16 protein-coding genes are annotated in these 23,392 nt (G+C 41.9%); 14 read left to right on the forward strand and 2 right to left on the reverse strand.

Annotated elements, in window-relative coordinates; genetic code table 11:
- Positions 1–64 precede the first annotated feature (64 nt).
- The 8 genes from E7303_RS03520 (at position 65) to E7303_RS03555 (ending at position 13,882) form a co-directional block, all read left to right on the forward strand.
- Positions 65–2,584, forward strand: coding sequence for a glycoside hydrolase family 31 protein (locus E7303_RS03520; RefSeq protein ID WP_292143859.1), 2,520 nt, complete (start codon positions 65–67; stop codon positions 2,582–2,584).
- A 301-nt stretch (positions 2,585–2,885) separates the two neighbouring features.
- Positions 2,886–4,325, forward strand: coding sequence for an ABC transporter substrate-binding protein (locus E7303_RS03525; RefSeq protein ID WP_292143860.1), 1,440 nt, complete (start codon positions 2,886–2,888; stop codon positions 4,323–4,325).
- A 127-nt stretch (positions 4,326–4,452) separates the two neighbouring features.
- On the forward strand, positions 4,453–5,361 hold the full coding sequence (locus E7303_RS03530; RefSeq protein ID WP_292143861.1) for a carbohydrate ABC transporter permease: 909 nt from the start codon (positions 4,453–4,455) through the stop codon (positions 5,359–5,361).
- 15 nt (positions 5,362–5,376) lie between these two features.
- On the forward strand, positions 5,377–6,222 hold the full coding sequence (locus tag E7303_RS03535; RefSeq protein WP_022774573.1) for a carbohydrate ABC transporter permease: 846 nt from the start codon (positions 5,377–5,379) through the stop codon (positions 6,220–6,222).
- Between the two features lie 116 nt (positions 6,223–6,338).
- On the forward strand, positions 6,339–7,736 hold the full coding sequence (locus E7303_RS03540; RefSeq protein WP_292143862.1) for a family 4 glycosyl hydrolase: 1,398 nt from the start codon (positions 6,339–6,341) through the stop codon (positions 7,734–7,736).
- A 183-nt stretch (positions 7,737–7,919) separates the two neighbouring features.
- Positions 7,920–9,137 carry an ATP-binding cassette domain-containing protein gene (locus E7303_RS03545; protein ID WP_292143863.1) on the forward strand — a complete coding sequence of 406 codons (1,218 nt, stop codon included), beginning with the start codon at positions 7,920–7,922 and terminating at the stop codon, positions 9,135–9,137.
- A 9-nt stretch (positions 9,138–9,146) separates the two neighbouring features.
- The gene (locus tag E7303_RS03550; protein WP_292143864.1) at positions 9,147–12,713 is read left to right on the forward strand and encodes an ABC transporter permease; all 3,567 of its coding nucleotides are present in this window, start codon (positions 9,147–9,149) and stop codon (positions 12,711–12,713) included.
- A 14-nt stretch (positions 12,714–12,727) separates the two neighbouring features.
- The gene (locus E7303_RS03555) at positions 12,728–13,882 is read left to right on the forward strand and encodes a lysophospholipid acyltransferase family protein (RefSeq protein ID WP_292143865.1); all 1,155 of its coding nucleotides are present in this window, start codon (positions 12,728–12,730) and stop codon (positions 13,880–13,882) included.
- On the opposite strand, the gene E7303_RS03560 is transcribed toward E7303_RS03555, so the two are convergent.
- Entirely contained in the window at positions 13,845–15,230 is a 1,386-nt protein-coding gene (locus E7303_RS03560; protein ID WP_292143866.1) for a hypothetical protein, read from the reverse strand. The two genes, E7303_RS03555 and E7303_RS03560, sit on opposite strands and share 38 nt — an antisense overlap.
- A gap of 24 nt (positions 15,231–15,254) precedes the next feature.
- Complete coding sequence (locus E7303_RS03565) at positions 15,255–16,130, reverse strand: glycoside hydrolase family 43 protein (RefSeq protein ID WP_292143867.1); 876 nt, start codon at positions 16,128–16,130, stop codon at positions 15,255–15,257.
- A 94-nt stretch (positions 16,131–16,224) separates the two neighbouring features.
- Here E7303_RS03565 and E7303_RS03570 point away from each other — a divergent pair, with 94 nt between their 5' ends.
- From E7303_RS03570 to E7303_RS03595, 6 genes are all read left to right on the forward strand, one after another.
- Positions 16,225–17,097, forward strand: a complete 873-nt coding sequence (locus tag E7303_RS03570) for a helix-turn-helix domain-containing protein (protein ID WP_292143868.1) — start codon at positions 16,225–16,227, stop codon at positions 17,095–17,097.
- A 198-nt stretch (positions 17,098–17,295) separates the two neighbouring features.
- The gene (locus E7303_RS03575; protein ID WP_292143869.1) at positions 17,296–18,696 is read left to right on the forward strand and encodes an ABC transporter substrate-binding protein; all 1,401 of its coding nucleotides are present in this window, start codon (positions 17,296–17,298) and stop codon (positions 18,694–18,696) included.
- An 81-nt stretch (positions 18,697–18,777) separates the two neighbouring features.
- The gene (locus tag E7303_RS03580) at positions 18,778–19,695 is read left to right on the forward strand and encodes a carbohydrate ABC transporter permease (protein WP_292143870.1); all 918 of its coding nucleotides are present in this window, start codon (positions 18,778–18,780) and stop codon (positions 19,693–19,695) included.
- Positions 19,696–19,706: 11 nt separating this feature from the next.
- On the forward strand, positions 19,707–20,549 hold the full coding sequence (locus tag E7303_RS03585; RefSeq protein ID WP_292143871.1) for a carbohydrate ABC transporter permease: 843 nt from the start codon (positions 19,707–19,709) through the stop codon (positions 20,547–20,549).
- A gap of 4 nt (positions 20,550–20,553) precedes the next feature.
- The gene (locus E7303_RS03590; RefSeq protein WP_292143872.1) at positions 20,554–21,951 is read left to right on the forward strand and encodes an MGH1-like glycoside hydrolase domain-containing protein; all 1,398 of its coding nucleotides are present in this window, start codon (positions 20,554–20,556) and stop codon (positions 21,949–21,951) included.
- Positions 21,941–23,242, forward strand: coding sequence for a glycoside hydrolase family 28 protein (locus E7303_RS03595; protein WP_292143873.1), 1,302 nt, complete (start codon positions 21,941–21,943; stop codon positions 23,240–23,242). Before E7303_RS03590 ends, E7303_RS03595 begins: the two co-directional genes overlap by 11 nt.
- Positions 23,243–23,392 lie beyond the last annotated feature (150 nt).

Genomic DNA, 23,392 nt, shown 5'->3' on the forward strand with positions numbered 1-23,392 from the left:
TATTATAAAAATGAACTGATGAGTAAAGTGAATTCTCTATATTTGAAAGGATTAGGAGTATCCCATGAAAATTTGTAAAAAGTTAAACAGCATAAAAAAGACTGATTACGGATATCTGGCTGAACTTGACAAAGCATACATGAAGATATGTTTTTTAACCGACAGCATTGTCAGAATTAAAGTATCTTTTGGAGATATTGCAGATGCTGATAAGCCTGAAGGATCATACGTGCTTCAGATGACTGGCTGGGATGACAGACTTGATTTCCTTTTTGAAGACAGAAAGCATGTAACTCCACTTAAAGCTCTATTAGAGGAAAAAGAAAATGAGATATGTCTGAAGACTGATTCAGTATGTCTTTTGCTGGAAAAGAACCCGCTTAGCATAAAGCTTGTGGATAAAGATGGCGATGTCATTTATGAAGGTGTAAAAGGAAGCCCATTTATAAAGGATGCTAATAACAGAGTAACCGGTTACACCAGAATGAATGAGGACGACTGCTTCTATGGTTTTGGTGAAAAGACTGGTCCAATAAACAAGAATAAGGACTTTATCAGAGAACGAGCCACCGATTGCTGGAGCTACGATCCTGAAAAGTGCGACACCATGTATAAGCACATTCCTTTTTATTTAAGGCTCGACAGGCAGGCAAGGAAGGCAACGGGACTTTTTTATAACAATTTCCATGAATCAGTATTTAATATGGGAAAAGAAAAGAGTAATTACTGGCCAAGATACACATACTTCCAGGCTGACGGCGGCGATCTTGATCTTTTTGTATTCACCGGCCCATCCATAAAAAATGTGCTGGATGATTATACAGCTCTGACGGGAAGACCGGCTCTTTTACCTAAAAGAGCTCTTGGCTATCAGGGGTCATCAATGTACTATTCGGAGCTTGAAAAAGACTCTGACAAGGCGCTTATTGAATTTGTGGAGACTGTCAGAAGAAAGGGATTCCCAATTGACGGATTCCATCTGTCTTCCGGCTATACATCATACGACAATAAGAGGTGCGTATTTACCTGGAATAAAGAAAGGTTCCCTGATCCAAAGGGATATTTTGCAAAGATGAACGAGCTTGGGGCGCAGAACGTTCCTAATGTTAAGCCGGGAATTCTTTTGATGCATCCAAAGTTTGATGAGTTCAAAAAGGAAGGCGTTTTTGTAAGAGACAGTGAAAATGATAAAGAACCGGCTGTAGGTTCCTGGTGGGGAGGCCCCGGGGCATTTTGGGATTACACAAGCCCTAAGGGAAGAGAACTGTGGAAAAAATATCTTACAGAGACTGTTATTGATATTGGAACCAATTCTATTTGGGATGATAACTGCGAATATGACAGTCTTTTGGACCACGACAGCAAGTGCGACTACGACGGCGAGGGCGGCAGGATCGGCGAGTTCAAGCCTGTTATGTGCACCATCATGAGTAAGCTTGCCTGTGAAGCGGTAAAAGAGCATGACAAGAGCAAAAGACCTTATGTTGTTTGCCGAAGTGGTAGCAGCGGAATTCAGAAATACGCTCAGAACTGGGTTGGTGATAACTGCACAGCGTGGAGAACTTTAAAACACAATATACCGACCATGCTTGGAGTGGGACTATCAGGCCAACCTAATACAGGCTGTGATATTGGCGGTTTTGCGGGACCGGCACCTGAAGAAGAGCTCTTTGTCAGATGGGTGCAGCATGGCATATTCCAGCCAAGATTTTCAATTCATTCGGCAAGTAGTGACAACACTGTAACAGAACCGTGGATGTATTCAAGACAGACTGACAGGATAAGAAATGCAATCCTGCTTAGATATCGCATGCTTCCTCATTTCTATTCACTGGAGTATGAAGCTCATGTGACCGGTGCTCCGATAATGAGGCCTCTTGTCTATGAGTTCCAAAATGATGAGAACGTCTATGAAGAAAACTTTGAGTTTATGCTTGGAAAAGACCTGCTTGTGGCAAATGTTCTTGAAAAGGGACAGATAGTAAAAGATATTTATCTTCCTGAAGGCTGTAAATGGTTTGATCTTGAGAACAACTTTAAATGCTACGAAGGTGGACAGGTGATATCTATTCCTGTAAATATCAACTCTATCCCGAGATTCTTGAGGGAGGGTGCAATACTGCCAACGGCTCTCAATCAGCCTATGAATGCGGAAAAAGACCCGGTGACGGATTTAAGCCTCACATTTGTTCCGTATACAGATGGAAAAGAGCATGTATCAGAGTATATATATTACGATGATGACGGCTGCAGCAATGATTTCGAGGACGGAGTATACAGAAAGACCACTATTACCATGAGTGGCAGCGGTGTAATAGATATCTCATTTAAGGGCGAGGGCACTTATAAAGATACTGTGGAAACAGTGGTGGCGACAGTTGTGTATAAAGAGAAAGCGCCTTTGTGGATATCCTTTGAAGACAAGAAGCTAACTCACATTTTGGACAGGGAAAAGTTTGAAGCATCCGATAACTGCTGGTATTATAGCGAGACCTTGAGAGCAGCACTCATTAAGTTTAGGAATCCAAAGCACGATGCCAGCCTCAAAGTGTCATTTGAAGAGTTTGATCTTATTGGGATGTGAGCGATATAAGGATTCAAGTAGATACAAAGCTGTGCTTGCACAAAGCTTTGTATCTATTTGAAGACTGAACGGACATGAGGAAGTAGCACGATAGTGCGGATTCCGAATGAGCGTAGGATTGCGAGAACGAAGTGTAGCAATCCGTATATCGCGAAACAAATAATTTGTTGTGCAACGTGCATATAATTTTTAAGGAATATCAATATTTTGTGTCCAATATTTACAGAGGTACAAAATAACGATATAATAAATTATGGTATTTTTATACAAAAGCCTGCAATTAAACTTAGGAGGGAAAGAAATGAAAAAGAAAGTTATTTCAATGGTATTGTCAGGAATGATGATCATGTCCCTGGCAGCATGCGGAGAAACAGCCGCAGACACTACTGCACCTGCAGCAGAGGAAACACCAAAGGCTGAGACGGCGACAGAGACTCCAGCGGCAGAGACTCCGGCAGCCGAGACTGCTGATGCTTCAGCTGCAGCTTATGATCCTGCAACAGCAGGTGATGTAACTGTTGGATTTGGATGGTGGGGCAACCAGGTTCGTGATGAAGTTACAAAGGCTGCATGTGATCACTTCACAGAACTTTATCCAAATGTTACTTTTAACCTCAATTCTCAGGCATGGAATGACTACTGGGCACAGATGACAAGCTTCTCATCAAGTGATACACTGCCAGATCTTATGCAGCAGGATTACGCATACTTTGAGCAGTGGGTTGAGGCAGGAGACCTTCTTGACTTAACGCCTTATGTTGAGAGCGGTGCACTTGATCTTTCAAAGATTCCTGAGAGTATCGTAAACACAGGTAAGAGCGCAAGCGACGGACACATCTACGCTGTCTGCGCAGGTATGAACGCTCCGGCTCTTTCATACAACAAGACACTTACAGATGAACTTGGAATCACAGTTCCTGATAACATGACATGGGATCAGTTCGCAGAGATTTCAAAACAGATTTATGACGCAAAGGGAATCGGTGTTGTATGGCACAACTTCAACTCTGAGAACCCAATTGCATACTTTGCTCGTGGCAAGGGCCACAACGCACTCTTTGAAGCAGATGGCGTAACAGTTAGTGAAGAAGAGATGACTGAGTTCTATACACGTCTTCAGAACGCTGTAGCTGAAGGATGGCTCTTCGATACAGATAAGTTCGCATCTGTTGACACAGCTACAATTCCTCAGAGCCCACTTGTATATGGTTCAGATCCTAGCGTAAGAAGCTGGTGCTCATTTAACTTCTCAAACCAGTACATGGCATTCTGCGATGCAGCTAAGGCTGATGGAATCGAGCTTGGTATCTCAACATGGCCAGAGGACAACGGAGCACAGGCTAACTACCTTAAGCCTTCTCAGTTCTTCTCAATCACAACAGATACTCAGAATCCTGATCTTGCAGTAGCAATCCTTAACTACCTCATCAACGATGTTGAGGCCAACACACTTCTTAGAGCAGAGCGTGGTGTTCCGGCTAACAGTGAAGTAGCTGCAGCTATTGCTGATACAGTATCACAGACAGACTACACATATCCTATCATTGTTGAGTATCTTGATATGGTATCAAAGAATTCAACAGCAATCTTCCCTCCACTTCCTGGATATGCAGGAACAGTTAACACAGACGTTATCGAGGGAATAACAAGCAGAGCACTTTCAAAGAATCCTACAGATACACCTGCAGACCTTGCAAAGGCATTCGTAGAGGGTGCAAATAAGGTAGCAGCTGATTATTGATCTGGGGAATAACAGTTTTACCTTAAGTAATTGAACCAAAGAGAGGCGTTATTTTTATAACTTATAAACTGGCGCCTCTCTTTTTTTACAAAAATTACTGGACATCAGGAAGAAAGGGGAGAGTTCTATGGATAAAAAGAAAAGCTTCCGCCAATGGATTGGGCAGGAGAAAGTGGCAGGCTATGTGTTCAGTTTGCCGTTTATCATTGGTTTTTTGATGTTCATGCTTATACCGATGATACTATCGCTGTATTTTTCATTTTGTAAGTACGACATTCAAAACCCTGCAAAATTTATTGGCCTTAGGAATTATATCAACATTTTTACCGATGACACATCATTTTGGAAAGCCTTAAGGGTTACCTGCTATTACGCACTTATTGGCACACCATTAAAGGTTGTTTTCGCTCTTATCATCGCTCTTATTTTGGCAAAAGATACAAAGCTTACAGGTTTTTATCGTGCAGCATACTACCTTCCTTCAATCATTGGAGGATCAGTTGCTGTAGCAATTCTTTGGAGAAGAATGTTTGAACCCACAGGCACTATCAATGCCATTCTTTCAGTTGTGTATCCCGGAATATCCAATTTTAACTGGTTTGGAGAGGGAAGCGCAATCTGGGTTCTCATTATCTTAACTGTCTGGCAGTTTGGATCATCGATGCTTATTTTCCTTTCATCACTTAAGCAGATCAACCGCGAATTGTACGAGGCTGCGGAAGTTGATGGAGCTAACAAGTGGAGACAGTTTTGGAGGATAACACTTCCTCTGTTGACTCCAACTATTTTCTTTAATCTGGTACAGCAGACGATCAACTCGTTCCTTGCTTTCACACAGAGTAAACTTATTACAGATGGTCAGCCAAACGACAGCACATTGTTCTATACATTGTATGTGTACAAAAAAGCATTCCCTAACATGGGAAAGAGCCAGATGGGTTATGCATCAGCTCTTGCATGGATAATGCTCATCATTATTTCCGCTGTAACAGCTCTGTTGTTCTGGAGCCGTAGCAAGTGGGTATATGAAGATTAAGGGGAGGCGTTTATTATGAATACGAAAAGAAAGATCTTGGATTTGATCTATCATATACTGGTACTTTTTGGAGCCTTTGTTATGATCTATCCGCTTTTGTGGATGATCTTCAGCTCTTTTAAACCGACAACTTATGTTCTTCCAACTGCAAAACAGCTCATTCCGTCAGTATGGACACTGGACAACTACAAGACAGGATGGAAGGGATTTATGGGTTATACCTTCGCAACCTTCTTTAAGAATTCCTTCTTTATTTCCATCACATCAACCTTTGGAACTCTGATTTCATCATCACTTGTGGCTTATGCGCTTCAGAGACTTGACTTTAAGCTTAAAAAGCCTTTGTTCATTCTGGTGTTGTCCACAATGATGCTTCCACCACAGATTCTGATGATTCCTCAGTACATGTGGTTTAGAAGACTTGGCTGGGTTGGTACTTACTTCCCAATGATCCTGCCATACTTCTTTGCCATTCAGGGATTCTTTGTATACCTTATCATGAACTTTATTCAGGGCGTGCCAAAAGAGCTGGATGAGGCTGCCAAGATTGACGGCTGCTCTTTTTACGGAATATACTTCAGGATCATCCTGCCACTTATCGTACCAGCCATGATCACAAGTGCCATCTTCTCATTTATCTGGAGATGGGATGATTACCTTTCAGCTTTACTCTATGTTACAAAGCCTGAAATGAGACCAATATCACTGGCACTTAAGCTCTTTAACGATCCATCAGCCGGTTCAGATATCGGTGCAACACTTGCTATGTCAACACTTTCAATCGTTCCTGCAACAATTCTTTTCCTTATATTCCAGAAGTCACTGGTTGAGGGAATTGCAAGCTCAGGTATTAAGGGATGATATCAATAAAAATACGTAAAATAGTGTAATAAATAATAAGAATGATCTCTCGCATAGTGAAATAATGAATATGCGAGAGATTATTAGTTTTCGTTCATAAGGGAAGGGGTAAAAAAATGAGGTATGAAGCAGGAAAAATGAAGGATGTAAACATTGCCTATATAGGCGGTGGCTCCAGAGGCTGGGCCTGGACTTTTATGACAGACCTGGCGCTTGATGATGAGATTTCAGGAACCATAAGACTCTATGACCTTGATGAGAAGGCAGCTGAGAACAATGCTGTAATAGGAAATACTCTTATGGCGCGAGGTGACGCGAAGGGTGACTGGAAGTTTGAAGTTAAGAACTCACTGGAAAGTGCCCTGACAGGCTGTGACTTTGTAGTTATCTCAATCTTGCCGGGAACTTTTGATGAGATGGAGTCGGACGTACATCTGCCTGAGAGGCTTGGGGTATATCAGTCAGTTGGTGACACTGCAGGGTGCGGAGGAATGATCCGTGCTCTAAGGACTATTCCCATGTTCACTGAGATTGCAGATGCTATCAGGAAGTATTCACCTGACGCATGGGTAATTAATTATACTAACCCTATGTCACTTTGCGTGAAGGCTCTTTATGAGGCATATCCTCAGATCAAGGCCTTTGGTTGCTGCCATGAAGTATTCGGAACACAGAAGGTTTTACAGACAATTTATGAAAAAGAGACAGGTGAAAAGATTCCCGATTGGCATGACGTTTTTGTAAATGTAGTCGGAATCAATCATTTCACATGGTTTACAGAGAGTTCATATAAGGGAATAGATCTTTTCCCTATCTACAGAAGTTATATTGATAAGCACTTTGATGAAGGTGTTTCTCTTGAGAGTGAGAACTGGCTCAATGCGAACTTTGTCTGCAAGCACAGGGTCAAGATGGATCTTTTTAACAGATATGGACTGATTGCGGCAGCAGGTGACAGACATCTTGCAGAGTTTATGCCGGGCAATGAATATCTAAAAGACCCTGAGACAGTAACCAAGTGGAATTACGCTCTGACAAGTGTTGAGTGGAGGAAAAAAGACTTAGAGGACAGGCTTGAAAGAAGTAAGCGCCTTGTAAGTGGCGAAGAAAAGATGGAGCTTAAAGAGACCGGAGAAGAGGGAATACTTCTTATTAAGGCTCTCTGCGGTCTTAGCAGGTTTGTAAGTAACGTAAATATTCCAAATTATGCGCTTCAGATCCCTAATCTTCCGGCAAATGCGATTGTCGAGACCAATGCTGTTTTCTCAAGAGATTCCATTAGACCAATCTTTGCCGGTGCTATAAAAGAGGATGTGAAAAAACTCATCGACCCTCATGTAAAGAACCACGAGAGAATCTACAAAGCTGCTACAACATGCGACAGAGCTCTTGTCTATGAGGCTTTTGAAAATGATCCACAGTTCATCGGCAAGAACTGCTCTGTAGAAGATATTCACAAGCTTGTGGATGATATGATTGATAATACTAAGACTTACCTTCCTAAGGGATGGTAAAAAAACATTTTTAATTTAATAGATATGATTTCCCCTTAAGCAAGCGAAATGGCCTCTTAAGGGGATTTTTTTGACTTATGCAGAATGAATAAAGTTGTTATTTTATTGTGACACTTATGATTGGTATAATGTATATATAAATATTTTATCCTACTAATTTTGTACTTTATATGAGGTGGATCAATGGCGGGAAAAGGCGATAATATTTCAGTATTATGGAAAATCATGCAGGCACTGGATGAGGAACAGGTTGAAAACGGCATTTCGGAGGCAATGGAGACGCTGCTTAAAAGTATAGAAGCTGAGTCTGCGGCCGTCTGGATAAAGAATCCTGAAAATAAGCACATTTACTGTATTGTGTCCGTTGGAGAGGACAATCTGACGGGTTTTTCCATAGAGTATGGTCAGGGCCTTGTGGGAGAAGCTTGCGACAGCACAGAGATGACAAGTGTTTCTGATGCAGCAAATGACGAGCGATTCCCTGCAGGTAAAGATGAGGTCAGCGGTATTGAAATGAAAAATGTCGTTTTCGTGCCGATGACATTAAGGAAAGAGACCGTTGGCTGCATAGAGATAATAAACAGGGCCAAGAGTGGGGAGTTTAGCGACGAAGACAAATATATCATGCATTCTCTTGCAGGACTTATTCCCATGGTCATAGAGGAGAAGGGATATAACTACGCAGCGCAAACAGAAAAGAAGGTAATAATGTCCCTTAGAGGTGTCAAAAAGGACTATCCCTCAGGAATGGATGTGGTTCATATCCTTAAGGGCGTTGATCTTGATGTATACGAAAATGAGCTCTTAGTAATCCTGGGTGAGAGCGGCTGCGGAAAATCTACTCTTCTTAACATAATCGGAGGTATGGACAGTCTAACTGAAGGCAGCATTACCGTTGATGGAAAAGACTTTTCACATCCTACGGAAAAAGAACTGGTGGATTTCAGAAGGGATTCGATAGGTTTTATTTTTCAGTCCTATAATCTGATGCCAAACCTGACAGCTCTTGAAAATGTAAGGTTTATAGCGGAGATTTGTAAGAATCCGGGAGATCCGGAAGAAGCAATTGCTAAGGTAGGACTTACAGACAGGGCCGGCAATTACCCCTCTATGATGAGTGGAGGACAGCAACAGAGAGTCTCAATCGCCAGAGCTATAGTCAAGAATCCAAGAATCATTCTTGCAGATGAACCTACGGCAGCACTTGATTTTACTACAGGACAGGAGGTTTTGGTTCTTATAGAAGAGCTTATAGCAAGCAGTAAGACGTCAGTGGTAATGGTTACACACAACGTGGAGATAGCCAAGATGGCAAACCGGGTAGTGAGAGTAAGAAACGGTAAGATTTCCAGTATACGTATCAACTCGTGGCCTATGAAAGCGGCAGACATTGTCTGGTGATGGTGATTTATGAAAAAGACATTTTGGACAGATGCACTAAGGAATATCCAAAAAAGAATAGTCTCATGGTTGTCAATAGTCGCAATAGTGCTTATCGGTACCAGCGTCATATTGGGGCTTAGGTTTACTTTTACGTCTCTTTCTTCTGTGGGAGAGAGGTATATTACCGAGCATAACTATAAAGACCTGAATATAGCCTGCAGCATGGGTGTCACTGAAAAAGAAGTGGAAGATATACGTTCTATTGAGGGAGTGGCGGATGCTGAAGGAGTAGTTGCTTTTACGGGCCAACTTGGATTTTCAGGGAAAAACATTGGTGCGCTGATCATCTCAGTAACTGAGAGAATCAGTGTGCCTTATGCTGTAGAAGGCGATTTACCCAAAGAAAACGGTCAGTGCGCCATAAATCCCGAACTTGCGGATAAGCTGGGCGTAAGCATCGGAGATACCATAACTATCGTGGTTTCTGCAGCCCGCATTGACAATGTACTTACGGAAAAGAAGTTTACTGTTACAGGAATAGCCGGACATCCCGACTATATGGAGAGAGGAAGAATAGATTTCTGCATTCTTCCGATAGACTCCTTTGACACATCACTTAGCGCTTTTGATTATACAGCAGTTTATGTCGAGGCTGATACGCCAAAGGGCGCCATATTTTCGGACAGGAAATATAATGATGCCGTAAAAGAAGTATATGACAGAGTCATGGCAAGAATTGACGATATGACGATTGAAAGGAAAAAGACTCTTTCCGATGACCTTGATAGTGAGTATAAAAAAGCTGAGGACAAGGCAAATACAGAGCTTTCAAAAGCAAAGAAGCAGATTGACGATGCGCAGAAGGAGTTTGATGAGAAAATAGGAGAAGCGGAAAAAAAGATAGAGGATGGAAAAAAGGAGTATGAAGAGGGCGAGGCAAAAGCTGAAAGGGAGCTTAGCGCAGCCGCCAAGCAGATAAAGGATGGTGAGGAAGAATACAACACTAAGATAGCCGATGGGCAAAGGCAGCTTGAAGAAGCTGAAAAGAAAATGGAGGATGAGCTGTCTTACAATAAATGGAGGTTGTTTGACGGATTCCTGCAGCTTGATGAGGCTGAGAAAAAGCTCAAAGAAAAGGAAGAGGAGTATAACGCGGGTAGAGATAAGCTCATCAGAGGAAAAGAAGAACTGGACAAAGGCTGGGAGGAGTATAACAGCGGTATCAGCAGGATTGATGAGGTCCTCGATAGTGAGACAATAGATATTATAATAGAAGGCTGTGAGGGGTATTATGAAGATCCTGAGATAACCGATGAAGATAAAGAGCAGATCAGGGATATTATTATTCCGGAGCTTATGGATTCAAAGAGTAAAGATGCTCTGGCCAAAGGCTATGCTGTCATGGATGTATATGATTTTGCTATGGCTGAGGTTGATCCAAAGGTCTTGGAGGTATTTGATGAGATAACTGGTATAAGCGATTTCAGGGCTGGTCTTGATAAACTTTCGGAAGGTAAGAAAAAACTGGATGATGGCCAGAGGGAGTATGAAAATGGCTTGAAAGAGCTTGAAGAGGCGAGAAAGCTTCTTGATCAGGGGTGGTACTCTTTGGAACAGGGAAGAAGAGAGCTGGCTGATGGTCAGGCGGAGCTTGCTAAAAGAGAGCCTGAGGCAAGAAAACAGCTTGCTGATGCCAAGGCAGATTTCGAAGTTCAAAAAGCTGATGGTGCAAAACAGCTTGAAGATGCCAAAAACACTTATGCCATAAAGAAAAAAGAAGCTGAGGACCAGCTTGCAGCGGCGAAAGAAGAACTGGATGAAGGTATAAGACAGTTTAACGAACAAAAAGAGAAGGGTGAAAAAGAACTTGCCGAGGCAAGGGAAAAATATGATAAAGCCTACAATGAGGCAATGGATACTCTTGCAAGTGTAAAAAAGCAGATAGATGAGGCCAAAAACAGGGATTGCCAGTGGTTTGTCCAGACCAGAGATGCCAATGTTTATTTTGTGGAATTTAAGTCTTACTGTGGTGTGTTAAAAAATGTAGGCAGGGTATTCACGCCTATATATGCCGGAATTGTTATTATTGTATGTTTTTTTACCATGGCTATAATCGTGGAGGAGCAGTCCAAGCAGATCGGAACCTGTAAGGCACTTGGAATGTACAAGACAGAGATAAGAAAAAAGTATCTTCTGTTTGGCGTTACAGCAGCGGTTCTTGGCGCTTTAGCAGGAATCGGCGGAGGACTTGCTTTTGAAAAAATGATCTGCAATTCATTGAACGCTTCCTTTGTGTTTAATGTAGAGCATGTATTCAGGATTATGCCTATTATCATAATGCCGGTGGGTGCAGCTATTGTCACAGCTTTTGCGGTGGTGTGGTCGTCGGAAAAAATATTATCCTGCTCCGCTGTAGGACTTGTAAGCGGCAATGAGCCGGCAAAGAGAGGACGCAGTAAGGCTTGGAAAAACAGTAGAGGAAGCGTTTACTTCAGGCTGATCATGAATAATTTCATGATGGATATCGGTCGAGAGACTGTTTCAATCGTCATAATCCTTGTGTGTGTATTTGTTATAGGACTTGGAAGCAGCATAAAATTCGGTCACTACAGTGCTCTTAAGAATCAGGTTGAGAACATAAACAGATATGATCTTACAGTTACACTTTCTGATAATGTCACCGATGAAGAAAGGGCGAAGATTGAAGAAAAAATTCAGAATTTCGACTACATGGAAGTTTGTAAGATAGGAGGAGTTCTTCAGACCGGAAAAGGACAGACTCTTTCAGAAATATATGTGATCTATGATACAGAAAGATTTAAAGAATTCTATAAGCTTGAAAATGGGAAAGGAAAGGAAATTGAAGTCTTTGATGATGGTCTTATGGTCACGTTGGAAATGTTGGAAAAGAATGGCCTGAAGGACAAAGAGAATGTGACACTGATAACAGATTCTCTTGATATAGCGAAACTTACCATAAAGGGCCACTACCTTCTTCATGTGGGAAAAGGTGGTGTAATGACAGCGAAATACTATAAAACTGCCTTTGGTAAAGATCCTGCATTAAATACTTACATGATAAAGGTCAAAGATCAGGATCCGAAAAGCGTAGCTGATATGTTGTCAGAATATGAAGGAATCTCGGCAATACATCTTTCTGATGAGGTGCTTGACCAGAAGGCGTCAATGTCAAGGCTTTATACTATTGTGGTATTTGTTGTGATCGGTTTCTCGATCATTCTGTCGTTTATGATTCTTTTGAATCTGAGCAATATTCTGGTAGCCCACAGAATGAAAGAGTTACTTACCATGAAAGTAAATGGCTTTTCAAATGCGGAGGTCATAGGATATCTTGTAAGAGAAGTGCTTGTGACAACAGGACTTGGAATAATATTGGGATTATTGGTGGGAATTCCAGCCACATATTTTATCATTCAGGGAGTTGAATCCGAGGGATTCATGTTCCTTAGAAAGACCTATGTGGCTGCATGGGCGCTGGCAGTTTCCTGTGAAGTAATATTTGCACTGTTAATCTATTCTATATCTTTCAGCAAAATAAAGAAGATTCCGTTAACAGATATAACAAAGTACTAAAGAATCGAGGCTTCATGAGTAAAGCAGATGATTTCACCTTTTATGACAGATTCTACAAAATAGTAAGAGCTACGATTGCAAGGATCATCGCGCGAAGGTTTAATTTTTCAGGCGAAACTCTGCCCCAAGGTCTGGGACCGAGATTTATTCTGTGCAATCACAATACTGATGTCGATTTTCTTTTTCTGGTTTCTGTATCCGAGGAACCTATGGATTTTGTCGCTACCGAGGCCATGATGAGAATAGGCCCTCTGGCAAGATGGGCGGCCAAGACCTTTAAACCTATCCTTCATGATAAGGGGAGTAAGGGAGTTTCCACATTAAAGAGTATTACAGAAAGAATAAGGGCCGGAAGAAGTGTCATGCTTTTTCCTGAAGGAAACAGGTCTTTTGATGGAAAAACACGTGATATTTCCGATGCCATTGGCAAGATTGCCAGGATGACGGGTGCAACTCTGGTAGTATACAGGCTGACAGGAGGGTATCTTACAACTCCAAGGTGGGGCCGGGGCATAAGAAAAGGAAAAATCAGGGGACAAATTGCAAGGATACTGTCTTCTGATGAGCTAAAGAACATGACTGCTTCCGATGTTCTTAAAGTTATCAGAGAAGGAATATATACTGATGCCTACAAAGAGCAGGAAACGGAAAGAGTAAGATTTGAGTATTCAGACAGAGCTATGTATCTGGAGACACTTTTGTTCTGCTGTCCCTGCTGTAAGAAAATAGGGACTATGCATTCACGGAAAGATAAGCTTGTTTGCAGCTGCGGCTATAAACTTACTTTGGATGAGTATGGATATTTAAGTGATGAGAAAAATGAGCCATTTTCTATTACAGATGCCTGCAACCGGCAAAAAAAGCTGCTGGAAGAGCTTTTAGAAGATAAAGAAAAAGAGATATTATGGCAGGATGAGGTTACGGTTTCAAAAGTGACATATGACCACAAAATCCTTGCCAGTAAAAAAAGCACTCTTTTAGCCTGTCATGATCATCTCATGATAGGAGAAGAGTGCCTTGAAAAAACTGCAATAAGCAGTGTGGATATAGTTCAGAGAAACAGACTCAGTATCCATGAAAAAAACAGATCTGAGCACTATGAGATAACCGGGCCGGATACATTTAATGCGGTCAAGTATCTGCTTTGGTACCAAAAATCCTACTCCTGAAAAGAATTATGTTGAATATAACAAATAATCCGGTGAATATGGCAAGACACATATATGGTTTAACCGGGGCTACGGTGGCAAGGAGCATTATCGGGAAACCAAAAACAATAGCCGGGAAGTTCTGATAAACCATGTTGTCTGCAGCCGGAGTCTGAAAATCGTGATCAACTTCTCTGAGTAATATAGTGCCTGTTCCGGCAGTTCCCGTGAGCATTCCAAACATCATAAGGAACTGCTCTTTTTTGTATTCAGGAAAGAGTTTATCAGCTACAAGACGGTTATATACGAAGGTTACAATAAGACCTGCAATTCCTAAAATGAGCAGAACAAGCCAGCTGTCTATGAGTACATTGATCCTGATTGCGGCGATTCCTGAGACAACCATGAGATCAAAAAAGAAATTGCTGATTCTTGTCATAAGGAAATCGTTTATATATTCCCTGTGTATCACGTGCTTTTGGGTTAGCTTTCTCATTATGGTTTTCATAAGTGAGGCGATGATGACACCAAGAAGGAAGTTAAATCCGAAGATAACGGAGCGCATTCCGGGTATAAGCATGCTCAAATATTTCATAACTACGAAGGTTAAAAGATAAGCCGTTGTTGTAAATGAGAGCTGAATTGTGATCTTATCCATGCTTTCCTGCATGGGAATTTCGTTACTGCCCTGAATGTCAGAGGTTGAGAGATATTCTGCCTTTTGGATAGGTTGTTCAATCTGTCCTTTTTTCTTAAGGACGTTCAGATAGATAACGCCTCCGATACTGGCACTTAAAAATCCCATGGCTGCAATGGAAAGACCAAAACTTTTGCCTCCGGTAAAACCAAAATCGGTTTCATAAATATTGCCGTAATTAAGAGCCTGTCCGGTTCCCTGACCATAACCAAATGGGAGAAGAACACCGGCAGCCTTAAAGAAATTTGGTATGAGCATCCCGGCTGCGATAGAAATAGCAAGACCTACAACACCCTGAAGAAGATAGGTGGATACAGTAGTAATGCCGGTATTAAAAATTTCTGTAAGACGTTTTTTGGAAGTGGCAGCTTTTTGTGATTTAAAGGTTGTGGCGATAAAACCAAGAGCAAGAGAGTGATAGGTTATTATTTCGAGATTTGACGAGCCATTGGTTCCAAAAAAGTAAGTCTCCAGAATTTCCTGCCCAAATATGATCTTATACAAAAATGATATTAAAAGAAGTATAAGTCCGCCAAGAACCGATGCAGGAATAAGAGAATTGTGGAGTGGCTTGATCAGACGCTTCAAGGTGTTGGCTGTTATAACAGCTAAAAGCAGAACCGAAACAAGAAGTAAGCCGCCCCATACATTGTAGTCAGCAAAATTATTCATTTTTCCCCCTCTTTTTAATTGTTATTATACTGTAGTTTTGGCAAGTGATGTTTCGTTTAACGGTATGAAAACAGGGTGTTCCTTTGGAGTTTCATTTGGCTGGTGAAGAACCATCATAAGTTTTCCGTCAAAGGTTTTAAAGAGCATGCCGTGGCCGCCATCTTTATCAAAGAGAGGTTTCTCATCTATGGTCCAGTTACCATCGATGTTTCCGTTATCGGAGCGGGCAATGGCTTCTGCGTAGCCACCTTCTGAGATGCTTGCCCAGAGCATGATGAGTTCTCCGTTTTCAAGGCGGTGCATGAAGGGACCATCTGTAACATAGCAGATCTCATTGCGAAGTCTGTGCTGCATTCCCTTTACCCATGGCTTTGCCTGGGAAGCTTTGAATAAGGTTACAGGCTCTGATACGGGGCGAGTCAGATCATCAGAGAGTTCAACAGAGCAAATCTCCCCATCTGCGAGGTCTACCCACTCATGGCTGAATACCATATATGGCTTTCCTTCAGGGGATAGATAGAAGGTTCCATCAAGGCTGTTCCATTCATCAGGAGTTATTTTGCCGTCACTGTGAACTTTAAATGGTCCAAGAGGGCTTTCAGATGACAGGATCATGGTGCCTTTTTTATCGAGAGCTTCAGAATTAAATGTCGCAAACATGTAAAAAGTGTTATTGTAAATATGTACTTCAGGAGCCCAGTAGTTTTTGTCAGCCCAGAAATTTTCAGGCTTGTGGAATACTTCAAAAGGACCGTCCCAGTTTACCAGGTCCTTACTGGTATAGCAGTCAAAGCCATCGGCGAGTCCCCAACAGGTCTTGGCTCTTGTTCCGTACATGTAATATGTGTCTTTATAAGGTAATACAAAGGGATCACGGATGTTGATTTCTTCAAGTGTCATAGTAAAAACCTCGTTTTTGTTTTTAATTTTATCACATGGATTTTTTTATAGAATCACTATTTTTGACATAAAAACAGAAAAAAGTGGAGGAAGGATGTATAAGGAAGTATACAAAGGGGAATATGACGGAGTAGCTGTGGGGAGAGTTGTAAGAAATCAGAATTTTACCACCAGCATTTCCTATTATCACAATGAGTATCAGATACAGTATATCTTTGATGGTGAGAGATATTTCTTTTCCGATGGCACGTGTTATCGCATGGTTCCGGGGACCATAACCATAATTGATAAAACAAAGATCCCAAAGACCAATATTATAGGCGGCAGCAGCCATGACAGGCTTCTTATTGAGATAAAAGAGAGCTTCATTTCTCCCTTGTGCGCTCTTCTTGGGATTGATATAAAGGAATTTTTTGGAAGCCATCACGGAGTTTATCAGGTTTCTGACAACCCCTGCATTCAGGAAACGGTGGCCCGTATAGAGGAGCTTGCGATGGGCAAAAGAGATGAGACAACTTCCGGGAAGATAAAGCTTGCTGTCATGGAGATGTTCCTCAGGGCTTCAGAGTGGGAAGATAATAAAATAGGCAAATTTGATGAAATCGGGATTCAGCCTCATATTGAGAAGCAGAGAAAGGTTCATCAGGTTGCGGATTACATAGCGGAAAACTATGACAGGATTGAGAGTGTATCAGCCCTTGCGAATCAGTTCTATATGAGCAAGGCTTATCTTTGCAGGATATTCAGAGAGGTTACAAACTTCACCATATCTGAGTACATCAACCTCTATAGGATTGCGGCCAGCAAGCAGTTCCTTATGAAGGAAGAAATGAGCATGGCTGAGATAGCGAACCGCTTGGGGTATGATAGCCTCACGTATTTTGAGAGAGTTTTTAAAAAGCAGATGACCGTCACTCCGCTGCAGTACAGGAAAAGTATCGTCAGCAAGGAAACGCGGTCAAAATAATGAGTTTTTGGTGCGGTAAATATAGTTTGAAAAAACGATGAGTTTTCACTTTGTTGTCAGATATGCCCAAAAATATTGAACACAGGCGTCTTTGGTTGTAAGATTTACACAACAAAGACGTCTTTTATTTTTCTTTTTACAATTCTAAATGATGAACAGAATAATAAGAGTATGATGAGAAGGATTTAGGAGGGGAACATGAAGAAGAAAATTGTTAGTTGTTTACTGGCAGTAGCTATGGTTGCGGGGTCAATTGTTGGTTGTGGAAGCCAGCCTGAGCAGGCGCCTTCAGATAGTCAGGCTCCTGCAGCTGAGTCAAAGGAAGAAGCTCCTGCAGCTGAGGCAAAAGAGGAAGCGTCTGCAGAGACACCTTCATCTGACGAGCCTATCACACTCAGAATGGCATGGTGGGGATCACAGGACAGACACGATAAGACAATTGCAGCAATCGAGCTGTATGAAAGCCTTAATCCAAACGTAAAGATTGAATACGAATACTATTCATTTGATGACTATTTTACAAAGTTAAAGACACTGGTTGCTTCCGATGAGGTTTGGGATGTATTCCAGCTTGGCGGAAACTTCCCAATGTATCTTGATAAGATCTATCCTCTTGATGAGTTCATTTCTTCAGGAGTTGTGGATGTTTCAAAGATCTCTGAGGCAAACCTTAAGACCACAAGGCAGACAGATGGCACACAGCTTGGTCTTACAAATGGTATAAACACTTATGGTATAGCATATGACCCTGCTATGTTTGAAGAGGCAGGAGCTGCCCTTCCTACAGATGACTGGACATGGGAAGATTATCAGAAGGCAGCAGATCTCATTACAGAAAAGCTTGGAATCTTTGGTTCATCAACATTCCTTACATCAGATTTCATCGCAGGCTGCTCGACATATATTGCTCAGCAGGGAGACCTTGGACAGAACAGCTTCTTTAACCTTGATCTCACAGGAATGGGATTTGATGATCCACAGATGCTTGCTCCATTTATTCAGATGAGAGCAGACATGATAAAGAAGGGTTCATACCCGGATGCAGGTGCATCAGCAGAAGTTACTAACATCGAGAATGATTTCCTTGTAACAGGCGAAGCAGCTATGACCTGGGTTGCTGTTAACCAGTTCCCAACAATTTACAACGTATGTGCTGAACAGGGAAGAGAGCTTGCACTTGCTCATTTACCAAAGGTAACTGCCAGCGGTAACTCCGGAACTTTGATCCAATCCTCCCAGATGTTGTGTGTTTCACAGGATTCAGAGCATAAAGAGGCCGCTGCAGCATTTATAAGCTGGTTTGAAAATGATATAGATTGCAACAATATCCTTCAGGCTGAGAGAGGCATTCCTGCAAACGAGGATGTAAGAGCAGCACTTGCTGCATCAGCAACGCCGGCACAGCAGATCATGTACGACTATGTTGATGCAGTCAGCAAGATGCCTACACCAAAGGAGTACAACGTTCTTTCTCCGGACGGACAGGATCAGGTACAGGACAATTACCTCAATTACATTCAGCAGGTTGTAAACGGAGAGATCACAGCATCTGAAGCAGCAGAAAAGACATATGCAGATGCCGAGGCTATTTTCAAGTAATAAATGATTTTAAATCCTGCTCGTAAATTAAAGCGAGCAGGATTTTTTATACCAAAGGAAATTATAAAAGGGGAGTCAGATATGGGAGATACGAAGAAGAAAACAGAAACCCTGAGTAGATTTCTGAACAGCGATGCTGTTGTGGGGCATGTCTTTGCGGCGCCATTTATCTTTGGGTTTGTATGTTTTTCATTCATTCCGATATGCATGTCGCTGTATTATTCTTTTACCGATTATTCACTGGGAAGCAAGATTGCGGTATTTGTAGGACTTAAGAACTTTCTTATGCTTTTTAAGGATGAGGTGTTCATCAAGTCTATAAACAAGACACTTCAATATGTCTTTATCGCTGTTCCTATAAAGCTTTCTTTTGCCCTCCTGGTGGCATTTGTGCTTACAAGAAAGAGCAAAATGGTGACTTTATACAGGTCTTTGTACTATGTACCATCACTTGTAGGAGGTTCTGTAGCTGTTGCCCTTGTATGGAAACAGCTATTTGCAAGAAAAGGTCTTTTTAACTCAGTACTCGTAAATATGGGCTTTGAGAAGATCAACTGGTTTGGAAGCGAGGCCCTTGCCATCTATCCGCTTATTCTCATGGCAGTGTGGCAGTTTGGATCTTCAATGATCATTTTTGCAGCGGGGTTAAAAGAAATACCGACAACCTACTACGAGGCAGCAGAAATTGACGGTGCAAACGGATTTCAGAGGTTCTTTAAGATAACACTTCCATGCCTGTCACCAATTATTCTTTACAATCTGATAATGCAGACAATATCTGCGTTTATGACATTTACTCAGGCATTTGTCATTACAGGCGGTGGCCCTAACAACGCCACAATGCTCTATGCCCTTAATGTTTACAATCAGGCATTTAAGTACAACAACATGGGCTATGCCTGCGCTATGAGCTGGGTAATGCTGATAGTAATGAGCCTTATCACACTTATCATATTCAGAACTTCCAAATTCTGGGTATTTAGTGAGTCAGAAGGTTAAAGGGGGCAGTCATGAGAGAAAAGAAAATTGCGAGAAAAACTTTATATCACATTCTGGTGCTGCTCTTTGGGTTTATCATGATCTACCCGGTTTTATGGATGATAAGCGGCTCATTTAAGGATAATTCTGAGATCTTAAGAGGTACTTTAAGCCTTGTGCCTGCTGAATTTAAAGCTTCAAATTATCACACGGGCTGGAAGGGCTTTGGCGGAACCACATTTGCTACGTTCTTTAAGAACTCAATTTTTGTAACGACTGTTGCGACTTTTGGAACGGTTCTGTCTTCATCACTTGTTGCATACTCTTTTTCCAGAATAAAGTTCAGAGGAAGAAATCTGTGGTTCACATTTATGCTGGCTACCATGATGCTTCCTGGGCAGGTTATCATGATCCCGCAGTACCTTATTTATTACAGACTGGGCCTGGTTCCGGGATATGTTCCACTTATCTTACCGTATTTTTGCGGGCAGGCTTTCTTTATATATCAGATGATGCAGTTTATGCAGGGAATACCAAGGGAACTTGATGAAGCTGCCAAAATAGATGGCTGCAGTAAGTATGGAATTTACTCAAGGATCGTTCTTCCACTTTTGAAACCCGCGATTGTGACAACTATCATCATTCAGTTTTACTGGAAATGGGATGATTACATGGGACCACTTCTTTATTTATCAAGACCACAGTCTTACACGGCTTCCATTGCCATTAAGCTGTTTGCAGATTCCGCTTCAGTTACTGATTACGGCGCAATGTTTGCCATGTCTACCCTGTCTTTGATCCCGGTATTTTTGATATTCCTTTTCTTTAACAAATATCTCGTTGAAGGAATAGGAACCAGCGGCCTGAAAGGATGACTTTATGGATGAGACTAAAGTTCTATTTCAAACATCAAATAAACTTGTGCAAAAACTATATGATGCTGCAGAAGAAAAGTGCAGGCTCAACATAAAGTCTTTTGCCGGAAGAAGGGTCCTTATAGAGGGCGGCGGCTACAACAAGGTCTGGATTGAGACTCAGCCTATGGGCGGAGCTATGTATGCAAAAAGAGATCTGGAAGTTGCCTATAACAATCAGAAAATCTTCATGGATCATCAAAGGGAAGACGGCAGGCTCCCCGGAAGCATAGAGTGCAGGGATAGCAGGCTCATTCCACAGTTCGATAAGTTTCAGGGTTTTTGTTTTCCTGCTCCTGCGCTTGATGTGTACTATCTTACAGGTAAAAAAAGTGATTACCTCGATCAGCTTTACGAGGTCTTAAGGAAATATGACGAGTATCTGTGGAAATACAGAGATTCTGATAATGACGGGTGTCTTGAGAGCTGGTGCAGATATGACACCGGAGAAGACAATGCTGTCAGGTATGGAAATGCCCCTGATTACTGGGAAAGTAACGAGGCACCAAAAAACTACGATGTTGTCCCTATGGCTTCCATGGATTTCATGAGCTTTTCCTACGCTGCTAGGGAGACAATGGCAGAGATTGCCAGGATAAAAGGCGACAACGCGCTATATGAAAGTCATATGATAGATGCAAATACAATAAAAATGAGAACCAAAATGGCCCTGTGGGACGGGGTTAGTGGTGCATTTTTTGACAGAGATAAGAATCACAATAAGTTGCCAACACTTATCCACAACAATCTGAGAATGATGTACTGGAACAGTATGACAAGAGAAGAAGCTGACAGGTTTGTCAGTGTGCATTTGTTGAATGAAAAAGAGTTTTGGACCAATATGCCACTTCCGTCAGTTTCAGTGTCAGATCCTTTATACAGAAATGATACTGAGAATAACTGGAGCGGTCAGCCTCAGGCTCTTACCTTCCAAAGAGCAATCGATGCAATGGAAAACTATGGCTATTACAGCCTGATCCCCAAGCTTGGCCGAAAGCTTTTTGAGGCAATAGGTGAGGACTGCATTTTTGTTCAGCAGTACGACCCATTCACCATGAAGCCTTCACTTCACAGTGTTTCCGGAGGCCAGGATGCCTATGGACCTGCAATGCTCTCGGTTTTGGAATATGTGAGCAGAATGTACGGGGTTGTGGTAAAAAGAGATAAACTCATCTGGAGCAGTATAAAAGAAGATGAGGGCTTTTATGAACAGCATATAAATGGTCATATTTACAGGATTGAACAGGGACAAAATAAGGCTTATGCTTTTATTGACGGGAAGGAAAGTTTTTCTTTTGACAGAGGAAAGCGCATCGAAACGGATATGGAAGGAAAGGAGCATTTAAAAGAAAATGACCTATAATATTCTGGATTATGGAGCAGTAGCCGACGGAAAAACAAAATGTACATCTGCTATACAGGCGGCAATAGATGCCTGTACTAAAAAAGGCGGAAGAGTTGTGGTGCCGGCAGGAACATTTTTATCAGGTACACTTCGCCTCAGGTCCAATGTGAATCTGCATTTAGAGCATGGAGCAGTTCTTTTGTCCAGTCTTGATGAAGCGGATGTTATTGATTATTTCAAGGATGGCGACGAGGACAATGAGGTTGACGGCTGGGAAGGCGGTTGCTTTTTATTTGCGCTTCATGAAAAGAATATTGCGATAACCGGAACGGGAACAATTGATGGTCAGGGGAGAAATGCTTTTTTTGACGATGATGATCCTGAGACTGCTAAAAATGGTAGTCCTTTAAATGTCAGAGGCTTCAGGCCCAGAATGAGCTATCTTGAGGATGTGGAAAACCTTACTGTTACAGATGTTACCTTTTTTGACTCCGCATTCTGGACCCTTCACATGGCAGGCTGCAGGAATGTCAGAATAGAGAACATTGTTATTGATAATGACAAAAGAGGTCCTAATAATGACGGAATAGACCCGGATTGCTGCCAGAATGTGATCATTAAGGGCTGCAGGATAAAGACAGGCGATGACAGCATCGTACTTAAATCCACAACTCCAATGTTTAAAAAGTACGGGGATTGCAAGGATATAGTGGTTAATGGATGTCTTTTGTCATCAAATTGCTCGGGGATCAAGATTGGAACTGAGACCTTTGGAGATATTCACGACATAATCATCTCTGACTGTATAGTTCGTGACTGCATCAGAGGCATTGGCATCTGGTCAAGGGATGGCGGCGAGATCTACAACATCGATATCCACCATGTTCGCGGAACAACCAGGAATTTTGTAGATTGCAAGGATAGAAGGACCGGCGTTTGGAACTGGTGGGGGGAAGGTGAACCCCTGGCCATTACTGCAACCAAGCGAGATGGCGTGGACAGGCTCCCGGGAAAAGTCAGGGATATAAATATCGATCACGTTTTTATTACCTGTGAGTCACCCATAATCATGGCTGGAGAAGACTATTCTCCTATCGAAAATATCAGCGTCACTGAGTCAAAATTTGTTTTCAAGAATCAAAGTGGCAAGACAGAGCTTATTCTTGATGAGCGCCCATCCGACAGGGGCCGCTACCCTGTTAAGACGGGATATACCTACCTTAGGAATGTAGAGAACATAACGATAGATGCAGAATTTATCGTAGATAAGAGCATGGAAAAACTTATTGAACAAGATAATGAGGAATAAGTGCACATTATTATGGTAAAATAATATTTAGTCAATACAGCCAGTGGAGGCGTGGGGCTTCCGCTGGCTTTTTCTTTTAGAAAGTAGGTGGGTGCGCTTGCATAATTGCATTATATATGCGATAAAAGAAATAGTGTTGATTGATATTTC

Source organism: Butyrivibrio sp., from assembly GCF_015056685.1.
In the GTDB taxonomy this organism is placed as follows: Bacteria; Bacillota; Clostridia; order Lachnospirales; family Lachnospiraceae; genus Butyrivibrio.

Bases quoted from the DNA above. Each gene is read 5' to 3' on its own strand.
- E7303_RS03520 (WP_292143859.1), top strand. From the start codon at position 65: ATGAAAATTTGTAAAAAGTTAAACAGCATAAAAAAGACTGATTACGGA.
- E7303_RS03525 (WP_292143860.1), top strand. From the start codon at position 2,886: ATGAAAAAGAAAGTTATTTCAATGGTATTGTCAGGAATGATGATCATG.
- E7303_RS03530 (WP_292143861.1), top strand. From the start codon at position 4,453: ATGGATAAAAAGAAAAGCTTCCGCCAATGGATTGGGCAGGAGAAAGTG.
- E7303_RS03535 (WP_022774573.1), top strand. From the start codon at position 5,377: ATGAATACGAAAAGAAAGATCTTGGATTTGATCTATCATATACTGGTA.
- E7303_RS03540 (WP_292143862.1), top strand. From the start codon at position 6,339: ATGAGGTATGAAGCAGGAAAAATGAAGGATGTAAACATTGCCTATATA.
- E7303_RS03545 (WP_292143863.1), top strand. From the start codon at position 7,920: ATGGCGGGAAAAGGCGATAATATTTCAGTATTATGGAAAATCATGCAG.
- E7303_RS03550 (WP_292143864.1), top strand. From the start codon at position 9,147: ATGAAAAAGACATTTTGGACAGATGCACTAAGGAATATCCAAAAAAGA.
- E7303_RS03555 (WP_292143865.1), top strand. From the start codon at position 12,728: ATGAGTAAAGCAGATGATTTCACCTTTTATGACAGATTCTACAAAATA.
- E7303_RS03560 (WP_292143866.1), bottom strand. From the start codon at position 15,230: ATGAATAATTTTGCTGACTACAATGTATGGGGCGGCTTACTTCTTGTT.
- E7303_RS03565 (WP_292143867.1), bottom strand. From the start codon at position 16,130: ATGACACTTGAAGAAATCAACATCCGTGATCCCTTTGTATTACCTTAT.
- E7303_RS03570 (WP_292143868.1), top strand. From the start codon at position 16,225: ATGTATAAGGAAGTATACAAAGGGGAATATGACGGAGTAGCTGTGGGG.
- E7303_RS03575 (WP_292143869.1), top strand. From the start codon at position 17,296: ATGAAGAAGAAAATTGTTAGTTGTTTACTGGCAGTAGCTATGGTTGCG.
- E7303_RS03580 (WP_292143870.1), top strand. From the start codon at position 18,778: ATGGGAGATACGAAGAAGAAAACAGAAACCCTGAGTAGATTTCTGAAC.
- E7303_RS03585 (WP_292143871.1), top strand. From the start codon at position 19,707: ATGAGAGAAAAGAAAATTGCGAGAAAAACTTTATATCACATTCTGGTG.
- E7303_RS03590 (WP_292143872.1), top strand. From the start codon at position 20,554: ATGGATGAGACTAAAGTTCTATTTCAAACATCAAATAAACTTGTGCAA.
- E7303_RS03595 (WP_292143873.1), top strand. From the start codon at position 21,941: ATGACCTATAATATTCTGGATTATGGAGCAGTAGCCGACGGAAAAACA.